General features: G+C 29.1%; 19 protein-coding genes and 1 tRNA gene. 16 read left to right on the top strand and 4 right to left on the bottom strand.

The features are described from left to right. Positions 1 to 10: 10 nt before the first annotated feature. Positions 11 to 4,693: an NAD-glutamate dehydrogenase gene (locus tag MC061_RS02080; RefSeq protein ID WP_259535650.1), complete on the top strand. Its 4,683-nt coding sequence runs from the start codon at positions 11 to 13 to the stop codon at positions 4,691 to 4,693. Positions 4,694 to 4,698: 5 nt separating this feature from the next. After that, on the top strand, positions 4,699 to 5,010 hold the full coding sequence (gene tatB, locus MC061_RS02075; RefSeq protein WP_259535648.1) for a Sec-independent protein translocase subunit TatB: 312 nt from the start codon (positions 4,699 to 4,701) through the stop codon (positions 5,008 to 5,010). A gap of 122 nt (positions 5,011 to 5,132) precedes the next feature. On the opposite strand, the gene MC061_RS02070 is transcribed toward tatB, so the two are convergent. Beyond that, positions 5,133 to 6,311: a multidrug effflux MFS transporter gene (locus tag MC061_RS02070; protein ID WP_259535645.1), complete on the bottom strand. Its 1,179-nt coding sequence runs from the start codon at positions 6,309 to 6,311 to the stop codon at positions 5,133 to 5,135. 226 nt (positions 6,312 to 6,537) lie between these two features. Between MC061_RS02070 and ubiE the strand changes: the two genes are divergently transcribed. The 4 genes from ubiE (at position 6,538) to MC061_RS02050 (ending at position 11,913) form a co-directional block, all read left to right on the top strand. Further along, complete coding sequence (gene ubiE, locus MC061_RS02065; protein ID WP_259535643.1) at positions 6,538 to 7,236, top strand: bifunctional demethylmenaquinone methyltransferase/2-methoxy-6-polyprenyl-1,4-benzoquinol methylase UbiE; 699 nt, start codon at positions 6,538 to 6,540, stop codon at positions 7,234 to 7,236. 122 nt (positions 7,237 to 7,358) lie between these two features. Then, on the top strand, positions 7,359 to 9,065 hold the full coding sequence (locus MC061_RS02060; protein ID WP_259535641.1) for an ABC transporter ATP-binding protein: 1,707 nt from the start codon (positions 7,359 to 7,361) through the stop codon (positions 9,063 to 9,065). Between the two features lie 114 nt (positions 9,066 to 9,179). Beyond that, positions 9,180 to 10,886 (top strand): arginine--tRNA ligase, encoded by a 1,707-nt coding sequence (gene argS / locus MC061_RS02055; protein ID WP_259535639.1) that lies wholly within the window; start codon positions 9,180 to 9,182, stop codon positions 10,884 to 10,886. Between the two features lie 106 nt (positions 10,887 to 10,992). After that, complete coding sequence (locus MC061_RS02050) at positions 10,993 to 11,913, top strand: RluA family pseudouridine synthase (protein ID WP_259535637.1); 921 nt, start codon at positions 10,993 to 10,995, stop codon at positions 11,911 to 11,913. Here MC061_RS02050 and pdhA read toward each other — a convergent pair. Then, on the bottom strand, positions 11,899 to 12,882 hold the full coding sequence (gene pdhA, locus MC061_RS02045; protein ID WP_259535635.1) for a pyruvate dehydrogenase (acetyl-transferring) E1 component subunit alpha: 984 nt from the start codon (positions 12,880 to 12,882) through the stop codon (positions 11,899 to 11,901). The genes MC061_RS02050 and pdhA overlap by 15 nt on opposite strands. Positions 12,883 to 12,947: 65 nt before the next feature. Here pdhA and hemJ point away from each other — a divergent pair, with 65 nt between their 5' ends. Both hemJ and recO read left to right on the top strand, forming a co-directional pair. Then, positions 12,948 to 13,376, top strand: a complete 429-nt coding sequence (gene hemJ / locus MC061_RS02040) for a protoporphyrinogen oxidase HemJ (RefSeq protein ID WP_259535633.1) — start codon at positions 12,948 to 12,950, stop codon at positions 13,374 to 13,376. A gap of 273 nt (positions 13,377 to 13,649) precedes the next feature. Next, on the top strand, positions 13,650 to 14,372 hold the full coding sequence (gene recO, locus MC061_RS02035; RefSeq protein WP_259535631.1) for a DNA repair protein RecO: 723 nt from the start codon (positions 13,650 to 13,652) through the stop codon (positions 14,370 to 14,372). Between the two features lie 188 nt (positions 14,373 to 14,560). Here the strand turns inward: recO and tkt are convergent, their stop codons facing one another. Then, on the bottom strand, positions 14,561 to 16,552 hold the full coding sequence (gene tkt / locus MC061_RS02030) for a transketolase (protein ID WP_259535629.1): 1,992 nt from the start codon (positions 16,550 to 16,552) through the stop codon (positions 14,561 to 14,563). 107 nt (positions 16,553 to 16,659) lie between these two features. Here tkt and rpsD point away from each other — a divergent pair, with 107 nt between their 5' ends. The 8 genes from rpsD (at position 16,660) to tsaB (ending at position 21,074) form a co-directional block, all read left to right on the top strand. Further along, positions 16,660 to 17,274: a 30S ribosomal protein S4 gene (rpsD, locus tag MC061_RS02025; protein ID WP_259535627.1), complete on the top strand. Its 615-nt coding sequence runs from the start codon at positions 16,660 to 16,662 to the stop codon at positions 17,272 to 17,274. Positions 17,275 to 17,293: 19 nt separating this feature from the next. Continuing rightward, positions 17,294 to 17,379: transfer RNA gene (locus MC061_RS02020), tRNA-Leu, on the top strand. A 32-nt stretch (positions 17,380 to 17,411) separates the two neighbouring features. Next, complete coding sequence (gene iscX, locus MC061_RS02015) at positions 17,412 to 17,627, top strand: Fe-S cluster assembly protein IscX (protein ID WP_259535625.1); 216 nt, start codon at positions 17,412 to 17,414, stop codon at positions 17,625 to 17,627. 98 nt (positions 17,628 to 17,725) lie between these two features. Continuing rightward, complete coding sequence (locus MC061_RS02010) at positions 17,726 to 17,989, top strand: DUF721 domain-containing protein (protein ID WP_259535622.1); 264 nt, start codon at positions 17,726 to 17,728, stop codon at positions 17,987 to 17,989. Between the two features lie 56 nt (positions 17,990 to 18,045). Next, positions 18,046 to 18,342: a 50S ribosomal protein L28 gene (gene rpmB, locus MC061_RS02005; protein ID WP_259535620.1), complete on the top strand. Its 297-nt coding sequence runs from the start codon at positions 18,046 to 18,048 to the stop codon at positions 18,340 to 18,342. Between the two features lie 14 nt (positions 18,343 to 18,356). Continuing rightward, on the top strand, positions 18,357 to 19,220 hold the full coding sequence (gene lipA / locus MC061_RS02000; RefSeq protein WP_259535618.1) for a lipoyl synthase: 864 nt from the start codon (positions 18,357 to 18,359) through the stop codon (positions 19,218 to 19,220). A gap of 107 nt (positions 19,221 to 19,327) precedes the next feature. Then, positions 19,328 to 20,467: a dicarboxylate/amino acid:cation symporter gene (locus MC061_RS01995; RefSeq protein WP_259535616.1), complete on the top strand. Its 1,140-nt coding sequence runs from the start codon at positions 19,328 to 19,330 to the stop codon at positions 20,465 to 20,467. A gap of 1 nt (position 20,468) precedes the next feature. Next, positions 20,469 to 21,074, top strand: a complete 606-nt coding sequence (gene tsaB, locus MC061_RS01990; RefSeq protein WP_259535614.1) for a tRNA (adenosine(37)-N6)-threonylcarbamoyltransferase complex dimerization subunit type 1 TsaB — start codon at positions 20,469 to 20,471, stop codon at positions 21,072 to 21,074. 233 nt (positions 21,075 to 21,307) lie between these two features. On the opposite strand, the gene ileS is transcribed toward tsaB, so the two are convergent. Next, the gene (ileS, locus tag MC061_RS01985; protein WP_259535612.1) at positions 21,308 to 24,541 is read right to left on the bottom strand and encodes an isoleucine--tRNA ligase; all 3,234 of its coding nucleotides are present in this window, start codon (positions 24,539 to 24,541) and stop codon (positions 21,308 to 21,310) included. Between the last annotated feature and the right edge of the window lie 17 nt (positions 24,542 to 24,558).

Here is a 24,558-nt window from a genome sequence, read left to right as displayed (position 1 = left end):
ATTATAAGTAATGTGTATACATCACAGTATTGATATTGATTCTATATTTAAGTTAATTAATTGCATGCAATATGCAGATAAAGTACAGTTAAAAGAATTTATTAAATACTTTTATAACTGTATATATAACAGTGATTTAAAGGTTAATGATAAATTTCTGTTATATCTTGTAGAAGATGCATTTCACTTTATGTATATTAATCAAAATACAGAAAGTAAATTAGAAATAAGCAATATTAATAATATACCTGACATAAAAGGCAATTTTACTATTATTAAAATAGCAAATCCTGATATGCCATTTTTAGTTGATTCCATCATTTCCACCATAAAATCACATCATTTAACAGTATGTTACTATAGTAATAGTATTATTAATATACAAAGAAATAAGTTAGGTGTTATTGAAAAAATTCATCCTCTAATAGAACCATATGGTATAAAAGAATCGGTGATATATGTCATTATTAAAGGAATAAGTGAAAGTTTCGTTAGTACATTATATAGAGCGTTACAGTACACTATGAAAGCCGTCAACTGTGTTGTACAGGATTGGCACTTAATGATGAATCAACTTGATACAATCAAAATACATCAGCAAGACTTCTTACATTGGCTTAAAAATAATAACTTTATTTTTCTAGGATATCAAGAATATAGACAAGTATATGAAAATCAATTTCTACCTGTAAGTACAGAAAATCTTGGATGCATGAAAGTAAGTAAAGAACTGCAGCATTTTATAATGAATGATCTCTCTCTTGATCTGATATATTTCTTACAATCAGAGTTAATTTCAATAGTACATCGTCATACATATATGAGTTGTATAGGAGTTAATACATTAGATAGTACAGGTAAAATCATAATATCAAAGCGGTTTTTTGGCTTATTTACATCTATGGCAGAGATACAAGATATTAAATCTATTCCTATCATAAAGGATAAAATAAGAATCATAGAAAAAAAATCAGGATTTGTACTAGGAGGTCATAATCATAAGGCTCTAATTTCGATTCTTCAATCATTTTCATGTAATGAATTACTGCAATCTAATGAAGATACATTATTACATATTTGTACTTCTATTATGTCTCTTGCAATTAGACCAAGAATACGTTTATTTTTAAAACATGTTAATACTTTGATAAGTTGTATCGTATTAATTCCAATGCGTGATACTAGCTCTAAATTAATGTATAAGATATGTGATATTTTAAAATCAGAATTAGATGCAGAGAGTGCAGAAATTTATAATTATCACATGATAAGTGAGTTTCATTTGATGAAATTACATGTATTTCTTAAGATCAAGAATCATACTATTGTAGAGAATAATATTTTACATATAGAAAATAAATTAAAGAATATCACAGAAAAATGGGAAGATAGATTTATAGAAAATCTATATCACACTTTTAGTACTGTTGAAGACATATTCATTCAATATTGCAATGCATTTTCAGTAAGCTATCAAGAGAATTTTGCACCTCAAGAAGCATATTATGATATGAAAAAGTTAGAGCAAGTCAGAAAGAAGAGAGTGAATGAAGCAGATTTAAGGCTGACACATGATAATTTGAATTATCAATTAAAAGTCTATACTGCAGTAAATGGAGGACTTGAATTATCTAAAATACTAAAAATCACCAAGAATTTAGGTGCTGAGATTCTGTCACATAATGGTTATTATATAGATATTGATAGTGGTATATGGATACATCATTTTGTATTATCAAAAGTAGATGAACTATTCAATAATATTGCCCTTAAAGAGCAATTTGAAATTACACTTGCAAAAGTCTTTAGACAAGAAGTAAATAATGATTTTTTTAATAGTTTAGTAATGATTGCTGGACTAGAATGGAAAGAAGTACTCCTAATAAGAGCATTGAGCGCATATCTTAAACAAACTTCATTTCATTATAATTCAGAGTTTATTCAAAAAGTAGTATCATGCCATCCCAAAATAGTAAAATATTTAATACAATTATTTCATGTTAGATTTGATCCAAAAATAGATATTGATAGAGAACAAACTATTGAGATTTTTATGGAAAAAATTGATTCTCTAATCAAAAAGATTAGCAATATATCATATGATTACGTGTTACGAGCAATATTTAACTTGATCATGGCGATTTTAAGAACTAATTATTATCAAGATACTAAGTCTTACTTATCTATAAAATTTGATTCAAGTAAAATAAATAATTTACCTGAACCATATCCTTATCGGGAATTGTACATTTATTCTCATTTATTTGAAGGTATACATTTAAGAGGAGGAAAATTATCACGTGGTGGTTTAAGATGGTCTGATAGAACAGAGGATTTTCGTACTGAAATTTTAGGTTTAATGAAAGCTCAAATGACAAAAAACACTGTTATTGTACCAGTAGGTGCAAAAGGTGGTTTTATTGTAAAGAAGACAATTGATCAAGAGAATTATGATTTTAGAACTCAAGGCATTGCATGTTATAAAAATTTTATTAGAGGTATGCTTGATATTACTGATAATGTTATTGATGGTAAAATAATTCCTCCGGAACAAGTAATAAGATACGATGAAGATGATCCATATTTAGTGGTCGCAGCAGATAAAGGTACAGCATCATTTTCTGATTATGCAAATCAAATAGCATGTGAGTACAATTTTTGGCTTGGTGATGCATTTGCATCTGGTGGATCATCAGGATATGATCATAAAAAAATGGCTATTACAGCTAGAGGCGCATGGATTGCAGCAAGGAGGCATTTTTGGGCTAAAAATAAAAATATTTACCAGAAAATTACTATGATTGGCATTGGAGATATGAGTGGTGATCTTTTTGGTAATGGAATGCTTCTTTCAGAACAAATACACTTAATTGGTGCATTTAATCATTCTCATATTTTTATTGATCCAGAGCCTGATGCACATAATAGTTTTATAGAACGTAAGCGTCTTTTTGAGTTGCCATTTTCAACTTGGGAAGATTATAACAAAGATTGTCTTTCTGCTGGAGGAGGAATCTTTAGACGTAATAGTAAGGTCATCAATATCTCTTGTGAGATCAAAGATAGATTTGATATTCATCAAGATTTTTTAACTCCAAAAGAACTAATAAAATATCTTTTACAAGCACAAGTAGATGTCATATGGAATGGTGGTATCGGTACTTTTGTAAAGGCTAAGAGCGAGAGTCATCTTCTTGTAGGTGATAAAGCAAATGATGAGTTTAGAGTGAATGGACAAGATATTAGATCGGACATGTTTATAGAAGGTGGTAATCTAGGATGCACCCAACTTGGAAGAATAGAATATGCTAAAAAAGGAGGATACATTAACGCAGATTTTGTTGATAATTCAGCTGGAGTAATATGTTCAGATCTTGAAGTTAACATCAAAATTGTCTTTGTAGAAGCTATAAAATTAGGTAATCTCTCTCTAGAACAAAGAAATAAAATACTTGTGAGCATGATAGATGAAGTAGCATCTAAAGTGCTTAAAGAGCATAATATTATTGAAACTAAAGCTTTATTACTTGAATGTTTACAAACTAAAAAAAGAGTAGAGCAACATCATAAACTTATCATCAGTTTAGAGAAATCTGGACTCTTAAATCGCCATATAGAGTGCTTACCATGTGATGAAGAAATAATCAAGTTCTTAATCAATACGCACTCAGGCTTTTTTTCCCCTCAGATTGCTATACTAATGTCATATGCTAGAATAGCAATTAAGAATGCTATTTTACATTCTGATTTACCTGATCAGGAAATTATTGCTAATGATTATTTACTAGATTATTTTCCTCATCACATGGTACAACAGTTTAAAGCTTCTTTATTAAAACATCAACTTCGTAGAGAAATTATCTGTACTTGTATTGCAAATGAAATAGTAAATAGAATGGGATGCGTATTTATTAATAATTTAATCGAAAATACTAGCATCCAGATACATGAAGCAGTTAATATATATATTATGATTAATCGTTTATATGATCTACATGTTATATGGAATTTAATTGATGATTTAGACGAACAGATTGATGTGAATGCATATTTACAAGTAGTGCGATATGTCCAGAAATTTATTGCAAGAGTAACATTTTGGATAGTCAAAAATCTTACAAGATATAATTTAATCGAATTTAATAATATAAATGAATTTAAGGAATTAATTAATACTTTAGAAAAAAATTTGATTCATATTTTAGATGAACATCTATTAAAAATCTACAATTATAGACTCTCATCACTAATGGATCTCAATATAAATCACATACTAACAAAAAAAATTTTTGATTTGTCTCTACTTGCATATTCATTAGATATCATTGCAATTTCTAAGGAAACAGATATACCAATTGTTGGTGCTAGTAAAATATATTTTGAATTAAAATCTATGTTAAGATTCGAACTAATTAATACTATGGCAATCAAAATAAAATGCAATGCTTCTGATTGGGATAAAAATTTAATTAATGATTTATTAGATGATTTAAGTAATTATCATGAAAAACTTACTATTATTGTGATCAAACAAGATCATGATCAATTAGATGATGTAGTACAAAAATGGCTTGATAATAATCAGGAAATTGTAATACGCTACAACAGTATCTTAGATAAAATTATTGTATCTAATCTTGATTTAAGTAAATTAATATTTATAATTAGAAAAGTTAAATCACTTATATCATAGCCAGAATGTTTAATATTGGTTTCTCTGAAATTTTAGTTATCGCTTTGGTAAGTATTATATTTTTAGATAAAAAGAAGCTGCCAATTGTACTTGATCTTATTAGAGTAATATCTAGATACTTAATGATAATAAAATTGAAAGCAAATGAATTTATTAAAGATGCAGGTCTTGAGGATTTTTATAAAGATTGCGATTCTGAACAAGGTAATGGAATTATCAGAAGCAATAATAATCATCTATATCCTGATACTAAAAAGTATCCTCTACCTCATCATAATAGAAATAATCAGGTGATTACACAATCCACTCATAAATAATAGAGTAAAACGTTGAATGCATAAAATAATGAAATATTATTATATACACTGAAATATTTTGCTAAAATATCCCTGTCAGCATATTAACAACTATAGGATGATTTGTATCAACATTTCAAATTTTAAACTAATGTTAATTTTTTATCTTGCGTAGAATACCTGAGAATAAAATATATAATCACTGCAAGTGTAGAACATGTTATTGTGAGCAGTAAATTTGATAAAATACCATATGAGCAAAATTTACCTATTATATATATCCCAAGCGCTCCAAACATCATATTGCAAAATGATATAATAGCACTTCCAAGACCTATGTTTTGAATTGTATCCAAAGCAGAGGTGACATTATTACTAATAATTAATGCAAGGCCTATATTACTTGGAATCCAAGCAGTTTGTAAAATAAATATATTAAATATATTAAAGTAATAACAATATACTAGGATACTCTCAGAAATCACCGGTAAAATTAAACCTATCATTAACATATTACTAATTCCTACTTTAGGAACATATTTACTATTAATTAATGTACCAATAATATAAAATATTACTATAAATGATATCAAATATCCAAAATATTGAACTGCAATACCCATAGATTCAAATATGAATGGATAATTAGCAATGTATCCCCATAGCCACATAAAAGTCAGTCCATGAATAGTAGAAAATCCAAGAAATCGGTAATTCTGGAATATGATGATATATTGCTGAAAAATATTATTTTCAATACCATGAAAATTAGTATTTTTATGTGCATATATATCAAGTGTTTCTTGTAATTTATAATAAATAAAAATCAGCATAATCACTGCTGCTAATGAGATGATATAAAATAAAAATTGCCAATTGTAACCATTTGCAATAATATAACTACCTACTACTGGAGCTATACCAGGAGATAATGCTACTACCATATTGAGTTTTGAAATCACTTTTGAGTACTCAGTGCCAGAATACATATCTCTAATTGCTGCATATCCAACAACTCCTGTCACACCAGCACCAATACCTTGTATAAAACGTATCAATATAAGAAATGATATATCATTAGATATACAACATATAATACTTGCGCAAGTAAAGATTGTCATACCGACTAACATGATTGGTCTTCTACCGTAACGATCAGATAATGGCCCATAGATTAATCCAGATATTGCAAATCCCATTAAATTTAAACTGATAGTCAATTGTACTGTATCGCTTTCTACTTTAAAATAACTTGCAATATTAGGTAATGCTACTGAATACAAATCAGTAGCCATATCTACAACTGCTACAGATAGTATCATGATAAGAGATATAATGTTTCGCGAATTAGTTGTAATCATGTAATGAAAAATAGGTTTCAGTGATTCTAATTATAATAGATTTTATCTGTTAGTATATATCTAATCACTTTATTTTGATATTATCACTCTTTAAAAATGAAGAGTGATTTTTTTCTTTATAGTCATGAATCTCTATGTATAAATAGAAAATAGTACAAGCATCATACATGCATATTTTATAGATAAAATGAATAAAACACAATTAGTGCAATCAATATTTGATTCCGTAGCAAATGACTATGATCTTATGAACGATATCATGAGTTTTGGAATGCATAGAGTATGGAAATATAAGATGATCAATCTGATAGAATATATACATAATGCTAAAATTTTAGATCTTGCAGCTGGTACTGGAGATATAGCAATACAAATCATGAAAAAAGATAGTACTGCTCAAGTGACATTATGCGATAGTAATCAAAACATGCTAGATCAGGCATATAATAAAATTATCAATTTAAATTATCTAAATTGTGATTATGTGTGCGCTAATGCAGAAAATTTACCCTTTATGAATTATACATTTGATTACTGTACATTAGCTTTTGGTATTAGAAATATGTCTGATCGTAAGAAAGCACTTAGCGAAATTTATAGGGTACTAAAATATGATAGCATATTTATCTGTTTAGAATTTGCACCTATGCATTATCAAAATAAGATATTTAGCAAATTTTACGAAATATATTCATTTAAAATTATTCCTCAAATTGCTCGATTCATTACTAATTATACATATGCCTATGAATATTTAGTAAAAAGCATTAAAGAATTTCCAAGCCAATCTCATATTGCAAGAGAAATTGAAGAAATAGGCTTTAAAAATGTACAGTATAATGATATCAGCTATGGACTTGTAGCATTATATATTGCAATTAAGTAATATTTTTACCCATATATTAATTCTAAATCTATTTGTGTTCAACTAAATTGAGTAATACCTTTCTTCTTTTCCTATAAGGAAAAAGTTTATATAATAAGTGTTATATAGTCTAAAATATCTCTATGCAAAGCAATATTAAACAACTTGTTCATTATCTCAAACCTGATCTATGGTATTTTATAATAGCTTTTATTTCAGTGTTATGCTCAGCTTTAACAATTCTACTATTTGGTCAAGGACTCAGTAGTATAATTGATTCTAGCTCAGAGCATAATTTTACTATTCAATTGTTGTTTGCAATATTTATAGTATTAGGGATTTCTATGACTTCATTTATTAGAATATATTGTATTGGAGTGGGCAGTGAAAAATTTATCGCAAGAGTGAGATATGATCTATATAGTAGTATTACTGATTTACAACCAAGCTTCTTCGAAGATACAGGTGTACAAGATGTGATTTCCGTGCTAATCACTGATACCTCTATATTACAATCAATCATAAGTAGTAGTGTGCTTACGATATTACGCAATATCATTACATTAATTGGTAGTATAATAATGTTATTATATATTAATATACATCTTACTACATATACAGCTGCAGTCGTGCCAATGATTTTAATCATTATTACTGTATTGGGTAAAAGAGTTCGTAACTATGCACGTGCTGTACAGGATAAATTGAGTGAACTTGCATCACTCAGTGAAGAAAATTTTCGATCCATAGTCACTATAAAATCTTTTGTCTTAGAAGAAAATGAAAAAATAAAGTTTCAGGGATATCTCAATTCAGTATCACAAGCATATATAAAATTAGTATTCTTACGTGCTATTTTTATTACATTGATTATTGCTTGTGTGATAGGTTCATTAGTAATTTTACTCTTTTTTGGCATTAAAGAAGTATTAAATCATAATATCAGTGTTGGATCTTTATCTTCATTTGTATTTTATTCAGCTCTTGCAGCAGGAGCTGTCAATAATCTTAGCGATAATATTAGTGATTTACAGAAAGGTCGTGCGATATTAGATCGTTTATTTGAACTAAAAAATATGAGGAGCTCTATTGTCAATCAAGAGTATCCTATAAAAATAAATCATGTAAAAACAGGCATTGCATTTAATAATGTAACATTTTCTTATTCTGGTAATAAATTAGCATTAGACAATGTATCTTTCTTTATAGAGGCAGGTCAATCAGTTTCAATTGTTGGACCTTCTGGTAGCGGTAAGAGTACAATTTTAAAACTTCTTCTCAGATTTCATGATCCAGATAATGGTAGCATTACTATTGATGAACATAATATTAACTCAATAGCACTGAATAATCTAAGAGCATTATTTGGTTTAGTACCACAAGATCACATGATCTTTTCTTGTACAATTATGGAAAATATATTATTTGGCAAACCAAATGCTCAATATGAAGAAGTACATCGAGCAGCCATCAGCGCATATGCAATGGAATTTATTGATAAATTACCTGATCAATTCAATACATATGTTGGTAAAAGAGGTCTCAAATTATCTGAAGGACAAAAACAACGTATTATAATAGCACGTGCTATTTTAAAAAATCCTCAGATTTTGATACTTGATGAAGCTACATCAGCTCTTGATTATGAGAGTGAACGTCTCGTACAAAAAGCATTAGGACATCTTATGAAAAACAGAACCACTATCATGATTACACACAGACTTTCTACTGCTATTAAAACTGATAATATCATAGTCATGAATAATAAAAAAGTAGAGGAAATAGGAACGCATGATGCTCTAATACGTCACGATGGTCTATATGCAAAATTATCTCAGATAAATAAATGATTTTGAAACATTTTAAGTAATAAAAACTCACAGAGCCATGTTAAAACATCTGATATATAAATCATATTCTTTATTATAATATATTGTATACTGTAGTTTTGTGATCTTTTGAATATGAATATTTTTAAACAAATATATATTTTAATTTTGAATATATTAATAGAACTAAAAGAACAAAAGCTACTAAATAATATTATTACAGATTTTATTGTTGCACCTCCAAACAATAGATTATATGGAGAAATATATACAAATGTTGCTTTCATATTAGCAAAGCATGAAAAAAAAAGTGCAGTTGAGATTGCTAAGATATTAGTAAACAAAATTCAATGTTGTCAGAAAATATCAAAAGTAGACATCGCTTATCCTGGTTTTATTAATATTCAATTAAAAAGAACAGTGTGGTATGATCTTCTAAATTCAATTAATACGCTAAAAAAAGAATTTGGATCTCTTAATATAGGTAAAAATGAGACTGTAAATCTTGAATTCTTGTCTGCAAATCCTACAGGACCCCTTCATATTGGTCATGCAAGAGGTGCGGTCTTTGGAGATGTATTAGCAAATTTAATGAAAAAAGTTGGTTACAAAGTTATCAAAGAATATTTTATTAATGATGCAGGTGCACAAATAAATTTATTGTTACAGACAGTATATTTAAGATATCAAGAAGCATTAGGGGAGAAAATTATTCTCGATAATAGTGTATATACTGGTGAATATTTAAAATCAATAGGAGAATCACTAGCTAGAAAATATGGTAATACACTGATCAATACTCCACATCATCAAATTTTTCGAACATATACTTTAAATAAGATCTTAGAATCAATTAAAGAAGAAATGCACTTACTTGGTATCAGCCATGATGTCTTTACTTCAGAAGATGAGATACAAAAAAGCGGTAAAATTGAAGAGAGTCTTAGAATATTATCTGACAAAGGGCTAATATATAAAGGCAATTTAAAACAACCAAAAGGTAAATTAACTAATACTTGGATACCAAGGCGAGAACTGATGTTTCGCGCAAGCAAATTTGGTGATGATATTGATCGAGCGCTCAAAAAACAAGATGGTCATTGGACTTATTTTGCTTCTGATATTGCTTATCATTTTGATAAGATATCACGTGGATTTAAGAAAATAGTAGTAGCTCTTGGTAGCGATCATACTGGATATGCTAAAAGATTACAAGGAGTTGTCTCTGCACTAAGTAATAATACAGTAAAAATAGATATCAAAATTCATAATGTTGTTCAATTCTTTGAGCATGGTAAACCGATTAAGATGTCTAAGCGATCTGGTCACTTTCTTACAGTACAAGATGTCGTAGAAGAGGTTGGTAAAGATGCAACACGTTTTATCATGCTCACAAGAAGCCATGATATGGTATTAGATTTTGATTTTGATAAAGTAAAAGAGCAATCGAAAGATAACCCTATTTTTTATGTGCAATATGCGTATGCACGTGCATTCTCATTAATTAATAAGAGTCCCAAAAATCTTCCTTCTCCTGATCTTTCATTATTAATCAATGAGTTAGAATTACTTCTTATACAGAGCTTAGCAAAATGGCCTTTAATATTAGAAAATTCAGCAATACAGTGTGAGCCACATAAAGTTACCTTTTATCTTATTGAGATTGCAGAAATTTTTCACTCTTTATGGGGCTGCGGTCAAAACAATATACACATGCGTATGATATTATATGATAACTTATTACTCACTGCTGCAAGAATATTTCTTGTACAAGCATTTTTATATATCCTTGCTGATGGACTTGATATCATGAATATTACTCCTTTAGAAGAAATGAAATAATAGTTTACAAAAAAAACCGTGCATTGAGAAGTACTTGTGAGTTATATACATGACTACAATACTAGCTTCTGAGTAAGAATATAAAATATACTATAATATATATACAATGTCTCCTAAGATCACAACAATACTAATTGAAGAAGATGGAGTAAGGTTAGATAGATATATGAGAACACTCTTTCCTCATCTTAAGCAATCTTCTATTGAAAGATCTTTAAGAGAAGGCTTGATTAAAATTGATGATCACAAGATAAAATCCAATTATAGAATACACTCTAGACAAATTCTCACTATTAAAAATCTAGTCTATATTGAGCAAATAAATTCTAACATAAAATATAATACACAATTACTAGAACTAATAAGATCAAATATCTTATATGAAGATGATTACATATTAGCTATTAATAAGCCAATAGGATTAATCGTACAAGGTGGTATTAAAGTAAAAATGAATATAAGCGACTTACTGCATCAAATACGGGAGACTAAAACTTTTAAAATTGTGCATAGATTAGATAAAGATACTAGCGGAGTCATAATATTTGCATCTAATACACAAGTTGCAAGACATCTTATGGAAGAATTTAAAGCACGTAGAATACATAAAACATATTTAGCACTCACTGTAGGTATTCCAAGTAGGAATCAAGGATTAATAGATCTACCAATTACAAAAAGAAATATTTATGGAAAAGAAAAAATGGTTGTTGATCCGCAATCAAATCAGAATGCAATAACAAGATTTTGCATTCTCAAAAGATTGCAATATAATATTGCTCATTTACAATTAAATCCAATTACTGGAAGAACACATCAATTAAGAGCACATTTAGCTTATATAAATTGTCCTATTCTTGGTGATGGTAAATATGGAGGAAAAAAAGCTTTTGTGCAAGGTATGATTAATAAAATGCATCTTCATGCATCTTCTATATCTGTCACATTACCAAATAACAAAACAATAAATATTACCGCGCCTCTTCCTATTCATATGAGACAATCTCTTGAACTATTGAATGCATGACTTGTAAAGGTCTGTATATAATTCATCTTCATTTGGCGCTGGACTTCTTTTTGCAAATTCTTCCGCATGTGTTACTGAATTCCGTACTTCTTGATCAATTGCTTTACATATTTGTTCTGAAGCAATATTTTGATCTAAGATATAGCTTTTTAAAGAACTGATAGGATCATGATTTTTTTTCATATCTTGTACTTCCTCTTGTGAGCGATAAGTGGCAGGATCGGACATTGAATGGCCTCGATATCTATATGTTTTCATTTCAAGTAACATAGGCCCCTTACCTGTACGTACATGTTCAGCTGCTTGATTTGTTGCAGAATATACAGAAAAAAAATCCATACCATATACTTGTTTACCAGGAATACCAAAGCATTCTCCTCTTTTATATAAATCTGTCAATAAAGTTGATTTATGTGTTGAAGTACCCATTGCATATTCATTATTTTCAATAATATATACCACAGGTAGATTCCATAAAGATGCCATGTTAAAAGCTTCATATACTTGTCCTTGATTTGTAGCGCCATCACCAAAGAATGTAAACACTACATTATTTTTTTTTTGATATCTATTAGCAAAAGCTATGCCTGTTCCAATTGGTACTTGTGCTCCTACAATACCATGTCCTCCAAAAAAATTTTTTTCAATGTCAAAGACATGCATAGATCCGCCTTTACCTTTTGAACATCCATTTGCTTTTCCTATCAGTTCTGACATAAGAGCATTCTGATCAGCATTACATGCAAGAATCAATCCATGATCTCTATAGCTTGTAATGAAAGCATCTCCTAATTTTGATGCAGCCTGTGTACCCACTGCTACTGCTTCTTGCCCTATTGACAGATGACAAAAACCACCTATTAATCCCATAGAATATAATTGTCCTGCTTTTTCTTCAAATCTTCGTATAAGAAGCATCTTCCTATAAAAAGATATAATTTGTTCTTTAGTAAAAGATTTGCATTCCATATTGCTTACTTATTATTAAAATGGCATAATATCATATATTGATAATATTGAATAATTAAATACTCATGTATTACTATCGTTGGCTAGAAGCTTTACATATTATTTCCGTAATGATGTGGATGGCTGGTATGTTATATTTACCAAGATTATATGTCTATCATGCAAATATTTCTTCAGGTTCTGAAAATGATGCTTTACTCCAAATAATGGAAAGAAGATTGCTCAAATATATTATGAATCCAGCTATGATCTTTTCACTTATGTTTGGAGTTATGTTAATTTTCATAAAAGAGCCCTATTTTGAATTGTGGTTTCATATAAAATGCACTGCTATCATTGTGATGTTGATCATTCATATGATGCTTGCAAAATATAGAAAACACTTTATCAAAGCATTAAATAGGAAAAAACAGATATATTTTCGTATTTTAAATGAGTGTGTCACAGTATTAATACTGATTATAGTGATCATGGCTGTTGTAAAACCTTTTTAGCAGAAATAATTGTTTTATTTATATCACTTCTTCCTTATCTAATTCCTCTATAGGATATTATATATTACATATCTATCTATATATAAATTAGTGATTATCTAAGTAATGTAGATATTGTGAAGCTATCACTTTATCTCTATAGATGAGAGTGATTACTGTAAAACAAAATTTTCATATTCCAGTAAATTAACTTATTCATTAAGATGATATAGGAATATATGTATTATTGTAGTATTATGAATCTTAATTAATATCATGCATAATATATTATAAATGCGATGGAAAGATGAAGGGATCATTATCGCCACTCAAAAATATGGAGATAAAGATTTAATTGTATCTATATTAACACAATATCATGGAAAATATACAGGATTCACTCATATCAAAAATATGATGCGATCTACATTTCAAATTAGTAATCTCTTAAATATAGAATGGAGTAGTAAACTGTATAGCAACTTAGGATTTTTTAATTGTAAATTAATTGAATCTTCTTTTCATCATGTATTACAAGATAGATTAAAAAGTATCACGATGATTTCTTACTGTTATATTTTAACAAAAGTATTACCTGAAAATGAACCTTATTTATCTATTTATGAATCTTTCTTATTTTTTATTGAGATCATTAAGCAAAATGATAAGAATTGGCATAGTCATTATCTTAATTTAGAATTGATTCTTCTAAAAGAATTGGGATTTCAGTTAGATCTCTCTAGATGTGCTGTAACAGGAATAACAGAAAATTTATCATTTATTTCTCCAAAAACTGGAAGAGCGATATCACAAAAAGCAGGAGAATTCTATTCTGATAAATTACTTCCTTTTCCAAAAATTTTATATGATATATATAATAATAATATTAAATGTTATTACTCATATTACGAATTTTGGTTAGGACTAAAAGTAACAGGATATTTTTTAAATAAATATTTATTTATACCTCTCAATATAAAATTTCCAGAGATAAGAAATATGATTCTACCAGAATGAAATATACAATAAAAATGTTTAATATGTATTGTATATACTGATGTTGATAATAATAGTAAATCTACATATTGTTGATATTGCTGTATATTGAATACATCCTAATCTAAGGAATGAATAAATATGATGATATATAATGAAAAAAAATAGAGAAAATGATAATTTATTTTAAATGTGCTAGATGAGAAGATTTAAATTAACTTCTCAGAGACACGCTGTACTACATAATCAGCATTAATATTAAAATGCTCATATAGTTCTTTATATGGTGCTGATGCTCCAAACTGAGACATACCAATAAAGATACCATTGATATCTATATATTTATGCCAACCCATCTCGCTTCCTGCTTCAATTGCAACTTTAATACTATGATTATTTAATATTAACTCTCTGTATTGATCATCTTGTTCGTCAAATATTCTACAGCATGGCATAGATACTACTCTTGTTCCAATACCTTTTATATGCAATTTGCTCCTTGCATCTATAGCAATTTCCACTTCAGATCCTGTAGCAAATATCGTAACTTCTAGTGTACCTAAGGACTCATATAAAATATAAGCACCAAATTTAACAAGTTCATAAGCATCATGTTTTTCTATATTACTATTGCATTTATATATTGAATGTACTTGTTGTCTTGAAAGAGCAAACAACGATGGTGCATCTTTCTTATTTAAAGCAATATATAGACATGCTAATGTTTCGAGAGTATCTGATGGCCTAAATACATATAAATTGATTATTGATCGTAATGCAGATAAATGTTCTATCGGTTGATGAGTAGGTCCATCTTCTCCTACTCCAATTGAATCATGAGTCATCACATAGATGACCTGTTGCTTCATGAGAGCTGAAAGCCTGATCGCGGGACGACAATAATCAGAAAAAACTAAAAATGTACCACCATAAGGTAATATGCCGCCATGTAAAGCCATACCATTCATACATGACGCCATAGCGTGTTCTCTCACGCCATAATGGATATAATTACCACGATAATTATTACGATTTATGGTATGCATATGATAATATTTAGTATGATTTGAATCAGTGAGATCAGCGGATCCTCCTATTAATTCAGGCATATTTTGAGTGAGATCATTCATTATTCTACCAAACGCAGATCTAGTAGATTCAGTAATATATTTTTTATTGTGCTGTTTGAATGTATTAAAAATATTTTCTATGTTATATGGTAATTGTTTATCAATCCTTCTTTGTAATTCTAACATTTTCTTTTTGATTTCATGCGAATAGATACTAATGTTAGTATATGAATTATATTTTTTCTTTATACGATTGATCGTTTTATTCCATTCAACTTGTACATGTTTTTGCACATAAAATGGTTTATGCCAATTTAATCTTTTTCTAATTTGTTGTATTTCTTTCTGTGTAAACATTCTACTATGTGCAGATGCTAAACCAGCATGACTTGAAAATTTCCCAATAATAGTTTGACAGCATATTAGAGATGGAAGTTCAGAGTGTTGTGCTTGTTCTATTGCAAGAGAGATATCGTTAAAATTATGTCCATCGATTTTATTAATTGCCCAACCATATGATTCAAAACGTTGTTCTATATTATCAGAGCAGGATAGTTGAATAGGTCCATCGATTGATACATTATTATCATCAAATAAGACGATTAATTTATTTAATTTAAGATGACCAGCTAAAGATGCTGCTTCATGACTAATTCCTTCCATAAGACATCCATCACCTACTATTACATAAGTAAAATGATTAATTAACTGTTCACCAAATTCTTCTTTCATAATTGATTCAGCGAGTGCCATTCCTACAGCATATGCAAGACCTTGTCCTAATGGACCTGTCGTTGCATCCACGCCTTGAGTAACACCAAATTCTGGATGACCTGGGGTATTCGAACCAAGTTGCCTGAAGTTTTTTAAGTTATCTATGCTAATATATCCTGTTAGATATAATATTGAATATAGTAACATTACTCCATGTCCATTTGAGAGAATAAAACGATCTCTATCGAACCATTGTACATCATCAGGATTATGATTCAGATATTTAGCAAATAATACAGTTATAACGTCTGCCATACCTAGAGGCATGCCTGGATGACCAGAATTAGCATTATGAATTGCATCAATTGATAAACAACGTACTGCATTAGACATTTCTTCTAAAAGAGAATCACTCATATATTAAAAAATAGCAAAAATTGAAGTATAAGAAATTATGTGAATAAAAACAAGTTGACACTTATTATGAAAGTAATTAATAATTTACAGTCAACCTTGAGAGTTATATGACAACTATTATTACTAGAAAGTATAGAATGAGTCGAAGACTTGGTATAAATTTATGGGGAAGAGCTAAAGACCCAGTAAATAAAAAAAAATATCCTCCTGGACAACATGGAATTCTAGGGTTTAAAAAGCTATCTGATTTTGGTAAGCAATTTGCTGCTCACAAGAAATTCAAGTGCTATTATGCCATTTCTAGTCAGCAACTTAGGCGTATTTTTTTAAATGCTTACAATAGAAGAGGTTACACAGCTGATAATTTTATTGGAATGTTAGAATCAAGATTAAGTTCTGTACTATACCACTCTGGTTTTGTACCAACAATTTATTCTGCTAAGCAGATTATAGCACACAAGCATGTCACAGTAAACAATCATTTAGTCAATATTGCAAGTTATGCACTCCAACCAGGTGATATCGTACAGATAAGAGATAGAATCTTAACAATTCCTTTAATACGTAATAGTATATTACAACAAGAACGTAAAATTCCAGATTATTTAGAGCGAGATATAAAAGCATTTTCAGTAAAATATTTAAGAGAACCGCAATATTCTGAAGTTCCATATTCATCAGATATGGAAGTGAATTTGGTAGTAGAATTTTATTCTAGATAATAATATAATATAGAAAAAAGCCCTCGTGGCGGAATTGGTAGACGCAGCGGACTTAAAATCCGTGGGTTTGTGACCTTGGGAGTTCAAGTCTCCCCGTGGGCACCAGAGATTTAATAGTAAAATAAGAAGTGAGATATATGCAGTGGCTTGATATAGAGGAAATAGTAGATGAATTAGAAATGCTTTTTCCATGTGAAAATATTATATATATGCCATTTACTAAACTCAAAAAAAAAATTCTTGAGTTAGAAAAATTTACTGATAATACAAAATATTGTAATGAAAAAATACTTGAAGCAATTCAAGAAGCTTGGATAGAACGAAGATCTGAAAACATATCAATCAATAAATAATTAGAGAGGAGGAAGAAGAAATTTCTAGTAAAATAACATGTGACAATTATGGTCCTAAGAGATTACAGTCTATAATAGAATCCTATACTTGGAAATGTATGCAAAATAATAATATGAGTACACATGAAATGTGTCTTATTTTAAAATGGCAAGATATTGTAGGAACAAAAATAGGAGAATATACACGACCAAAAAAGATCTCATATACACAGAATACGAGATCTGGTACATTGTATCTCATCGCTATTAATGGAGGCACAGAATTAAAAATTCATAGTATGATTCATGTGATAGTGGCAAAAATATCAATATTTTTCGGATATAAGATTATTAATAATATAAAAGTACAGCAAGAGACTTGACTATCTGATTATATTAGATAATCTACAATATATAGAAAATCGTTCCATATATTGCAATGAGTAGAGTTTGTTGGTTAACAGGAAGCAAAAAATCTTTTGGTAATAAAGTATCGCATTCAAATCGTAAAACAAAACGTGCCTTTTTCTTAAATTTACATAAAGTAACATTGAAAAGCGAGATTTTAAATCAGCAATTCAGCTTTCGTATTGCGATCAAAACTTTAAGATCGATAGATTACAAAGGTAGTTTAGATGATTTTTTATTGCAAACAAGAACAATCAAATTAAGTAAAGAAGCTCAAAAAATTAAAATAAGATTAAAAAAAGCTTTAGCAAGACATACATTGTATTAAGAGATAAGCTTTAGATGCGTAATAAACCAAACTGGCTAAGAGTACAAGCTCCAACAGGAGTGGGCTTTTCTCAAACAATGAATATTGTAAGATCACATAAATTAAATACAGTTTGTGAGCAGGCTGCATGTCCTAATATTGGTGAATGTTGGAATAAGGGTCATGCTACTTTCATGATTCTTGGTGAAATTTGTACACGTGCTTGTGCATTTTGTAATGTTACAACTGGTATACCTAATATATTAGATCCTGGTGAGCCAAAAAATGTAGCACAAGCAATAAAGATGTTAAATTTACAACATGTTGTTATTACTTCTGTAGATCGTGATGATTTATCAGATGGGGGAGCAAAGCAATTTATAAAATGTATAGAAGAGATTAGACAATTATCTCAAGATATTACAGTAGAGGTGCTGACTCCTGATTTTTTAAATAAAAAAGATGCATTTGAATCTATTGCTGTTGCTGCACCTGATGTATATAATCATAATATTGAGACAGTACCTAGATTATATGCAAAAATAAGACCTCGTGCTCGTTATTTTCATTCACTATATTTACTTAAGATGGTCAAAAAAACGAATTCAAAGATTTTTACAAAATCAGGTGTAATGCTTGGTCTAGGAGAAACAAAAGAAGAAATATATCAAATTATGGATGATTTGCGTAGTGCTGATACTGATTTTATTACTATTGGACAATATCTTCAACCTACTCCAAAGCATGCTAAAATTGATCGATATATTACTCTAGAAGAGTTTGAACATTATAAATATATTGCTTATTCTAAGGGTTTTTTAATGGTATCTTCAAGTCCTATGACTCGCTCATCATATCATGCTGGAAAAGATTTCAAAATTCTTAGACAGTATCGATAATATGCAAAGTTTTACTAGTATCAATAAATTGAAATTTTGTTTTCTCACACTTTATAGACAATATTACCACCTTTGTATTAGGACATTAGAGATGAAGGATTAATAGTATGTTCCAATTAATCTCTTTGATTATTATTATCAGTATAGTAGCCTGTTTTGGCCATCTTGTACCAGTAGAAGTAAAAATTCTATTATATTCAATTAGTCTCAGTATAAAGGAATTGATTCTCTTTATCATGCCTTTTATTGTATTTTGCTTAATTTTTAGTAGTATGAATCGTTTATATAATTCAGCTATCAAGCTTATAATATTACTTTTTTTATCAATTTTTCTCTCTAATTTTATTTCTACTATCATTGCTTATTCCATCGGGAATGTTATGATACAGAATTCTTACTCGATATCATATGTAACAACATATGATGAAATCATTATTCCTTTATGGTCCTTAAATCTTAAGCCAATTGTCTCTCATTTGTTTGTATTCTTTAGTGGATCTATACTGAGTATAGTAATAACCGTGATATTACCTCATCAGAGTACTATAATTTCTAATATAATCTCTCATTATATTTTATGGATTATGAAAATATTTCTTACACCAAGTATTCTACTATTTATACTAGGTTATTCTCTCAAAATGCAGCATGATCAAGTACTCCTTGTACTCTTTAAGAATTATTCATTATCACTGATAATCATTTCTTCTTGCACGTATTTCTATATTATATTTCTATATGGATTTGCTAATTCATTTAATGTTAAGAACTGGTTGATCAGCATAGGTAATATGATGCCTGCATGGTGTACTGCACTAGGGACTCTCTCTAGTAATGCGACTATACCATTCACTCTAGAAGGAAGTAAAAAAAATATTTCACTATCATCTCATAGTATAATCACACCTATTATTTCAATTACTAGCAGCTTTCATCTCATTGGAGACTGTTTTTTTATTATAATTCTCTCTACAATCATTTCATCCTGTTATTCATTATCAATGATACATTATATGTATTTTTTGAGCTTTTTTTTATTATTTAAATTTGCTGTTGCTGCTGTTCCATCAGGCGGTATTATAATAATGTTGCCTATACTTGAAAAGTATCTTAATTTTTCTTCAGAAGCATTGTCATTGATCACAAGTTTATATATAATTTTTGATCCAATTATTACCGCAGCTAATGTTCTAGGTAATGGAGCATTTGCAATAATATTTACAAAATTCTATAATAAGGTTCAATAGAATGACAATCTTAGCTATTAATAGCATATATGATAATATTTCAATTGCAATTGTGAATTATGATGGTTCCATATTTCAAGAAGAGAGTACCGATAAGCAGTATCATACAGAGTCATTTTTTCAAATTTTAACTGATCTGTTTTGTAAATTGCATTGTCACTACGATCAGATAGAACATTTAGTAGTAGTAGTAGGACCAGGCAGTTTTACTGGAATTAGAGTAGGAATGTCAGCTGCAATAGGAATGAATATTGCTACAAATAAGCCATTATATGGTGTGAGTGCATTTGAAGTACAAGCATATAATACATCTTTGCTATATCCAAATAACCTAAAGAATATCAGAGTCATTAGTAATACAAAAATTCGCTATACACAGTTGTTTAATTGTAATTTGTTACCAATATCACAGCCTACAATAGTAGTGAATGATGCACAACAAGTGAGTGATGAGAATTCTATATCTGTAGATAGTAATAATAATATCGTGAAAAATTTTCATGCCTGTGATGCAGGAAAATTAGTTCTTTATAGACTGAGTCATCAGCAACAATTACATGCAGCTAAAGCGATGTATTTACATGAACCTAATTATAATATCTCATAAGAGTACGTATTATCATTGGTATATATCATATATTATTTTTAATCTTTCTAATTGAATGATTCTATATAAGATTTGGAGAATTAAAAATTTGCAATCTCTCATAATCATTTACTTAATTAATTTTTATTGACTGTGTGAATCACTGATCATATTATTTAGACATTTTTGAATAAAAATTCTTTTTTCTCTGCATATATTCTTCAATGAACAGATCATAAAGAAAAAAATATGTGTTAGACGGTATAGATATTGACAATCATATCTCTGTATTTATAAGAATACCAGTGAGATGCAACATGTGAATTTATTTTGAGAGATAATGCTAGAGTTTGACTTTGTATATATTCAAGCCATTTACATACAGATTCCTGAATTTTCTCGTTATTTGTATGTATAATTATATGAATTCTATCAGAAATACATAAATGTGCTTGTTTTCTAGAATCTTGAATACATCTAATAACATCTCGCGCAATTCCTTCTAAAATTAATTCATCATTTAAAGTAGTATCTAGAACGACAACTCCTTTATTTCGATCAAAGACAGATGAAAAGTTACTATTCGCTTTTAATACTATCTCATATTCTCCTTCTTGAAGGATGCAATAATTCATTTCATCACCTAAAAAAATTGCATGTTGCAAAGCAGATTTTGTCATATTATTTATTATAGATGATGTAAATTGAGGATCTATATTTGTCATGCGTTTCCATTTACCATGTTTCACATACTGAATTAATTGTTTGATCTGATTTGGAATTCTTTTACCTAGTACAGAAAAGTTCAAGTGCAATTCTTCTGATGCAATTTCTTGTAATTCAGATACAATATTTACTGCTTGTATATTTACTTCATCTTTGATGATCTCTAAGAATTCATTTTCAAGATTATTAAAGAGAGATTGATGATATAAATTCACATTTTTTAATGGTTGTCTAATACGTATATTAAAAATATTTCTAATAGATAATATAGCATTGCAAATCTCTCGTACTAAATCCATTTTAGTAATAATTATATTATTATATTGCTCGACATTTGGAAACGTGGCTAAATGTACTGATAATTCCTGATACTGAAGACCTTGCCAAATCACTTCTGTTGTTAGTGGTAATAAGGGAGCAGATGCTTTTAATATATAGTAAAATAGTGTATATAAAACGTTATAAGCATCAATTTTATCTTGATTTAATTCACTATTCCAAAATCTTCTACGCGTACGACGAATATACCAATTATTTAATACTTCAAAAAAATTTATGAGATGCAAGCAAGCTTCTTGTAAGTGATAATGATTCATAGCAATTTGAATAGATTTAATAGTTTCAAAACATTTAAAAAGAATATAACGATCCATAAGATGAGAGAAATCTTTTGTACATATTTGAGCTTGAATTCCATCTATATTTGCATATATAGTGAAAAAATGATAGCTATTCCATATAGGTTGAATCACATTTTTGATAATATTACGTATTGAAATCTCTGCTTTATCAAGCATTAAATTACCACCAGAAACAATCGATGATGATAGCATGAGAAATCGTAAGGCATCAGATCCATATGTATTAAAAATCTCTATTGGATCTTCATAATTATTTAGTCGTTTCGACAATTTCTGTCCTTTAATATCTAATACAACACCATGACACAAACAATTTTTAAATGGTACAGTATCAAAGAGAGCAGTTGCTAGAACAAATAATGTATAAAACCACCCTCTAGTTTGTGATGTATATTCAGTCACGCTGTCAGCGGGAAAATTATTTTCAAACCACTCTTTATTATTAAAAGGATAATGAACATGTGCAAAAGGCATAGCGCCAGATTCGAACCAACAATCGAATATATCAGGAACACGCCTCATGCTTGATTGACCAGTTGGATCGTTAGGATTAGGCCTTGTTAATAAATCTATAAATGGCCTATGTAAATCTTCTATTTTTGTATTGAAATCTTTTTCAAGTTCTGCTATTGAACCATATACATCTATCCGTGGATATTGATCATCATCTGATTGCCATACAGGGATAGGAGTACCCCAAAATCTATTACGAGATATCGACCAATCATGTGCACCCTCAAGCCATTTTTCAAATTGACCTTCTCTAATATGATCGGGAATCCAATTTACTGTTTTATTTAGCTCTATCATTCTCTTTTTTAGTTTTGTTACTGCAATATACCAAGAATTCATAGTGCGATATATCAAAGGTGTATCAGTTCTCCAACAGTGTGGATAATTATGAATATATGATTCAGTACTAAATAAGTGACCTTTTGTGTGTAATATACTAATAATAGTGTTATTTGCATCAAAGACATGTACTCCAGATAAATCTGATACTTCATGAGTAAATTTTCCACTTTGATCAATTGGACAAATGGGCTGAATATTATAATGTTGACATAAAGAAAAATCTTCTTCTCCAAATCCAGGAGCAAGATGTACAATTCCAGTACCATCTGTTTCTGTTACATATTCCGCAATAATAGTACGGAACGCATTTTTTGTATCTTTAAAATACTCAAATATTGGTTTATAAGCAAGACCTATAAGAGATTTATAGTGAATCTCAATATTATATTCTTGATATGGCAGATTATGCTCTTCACAATGATTGAGACATTTCTTTAAGAAATTTTTAGAAAAAATATATATTTCGTTATGTATTGATACTGCAGAATATTCAATATCTTGTCCTATCGCAAGCGCGAGATTACTAGGTAAAGTCCATGGTGTTGTAGTCCAAGCAAGTAATTTACATTTTTTATGAGTATTCCTTAATTCTTTTGGTGACTCTAAAAGTTCAAATGCAACAGTAACTGCTTGACTAGTCTTTTCTCTATACGCATTATCAATTCTAGTCTCAAAATTAGATAGTATAGTTTCACATGACCAACTATAAGGTACAACCCGTACAGATTGATATACTAAACCTTTCTCATAAAGTGTTTTAAATGCCCACATCACTGATTCCATAAACGATCTATCCATCGTCTTATAATCATTTTCAAAATCTACCCATCTTGCTTGTCTTACAATATATTCTTTCCATTTTGAGGTAAACTTCATCACAGAATTACGGCAATAACTATTAAATTGTGCAATACCAAATGCTTCTATATTAATTCTACCAGAGATCCCTAGTTCTTTCTCAGCGCTTATTTCAGCTGGTAAACCATGACAATCCCAACCAAACTTTCTTTCAACTCTTTTTTGCATCATAGTATGATATCTAGCAATAGTATCCTTAATGAAACCAGTAAGTAAGTGTCCATAGTGCGGTAATCCATTTGCAAATGGAGGTCCATCATAACAGACAAAACTATGATTCTTAGAATATTGTTCTACTGAATGCTCAAAGATTTTATTACTCTGCCAAAATATTATTATTTTCTGTTCTAAAAGAGTAAAATTAGGATTACTCGTTGTCTTAGGGTAATGTGGCAACTTGGCGTCCATATCAATTGAATAAAGCT

It is taken from the genome of Wolbachia endosymbiont of Howardula sp. (genome assembly GCF_025021925.1).
GTDB lineage: Bacteria > Pseudomonadota > Alphaproteobacteria > Rickettsiales > Anaplasmataceae > Wolbachia.
Note: the sequence above shows the minus strand (reverse complement) of the source record. Positions and strands in the feature narration are given on the sequence as shown.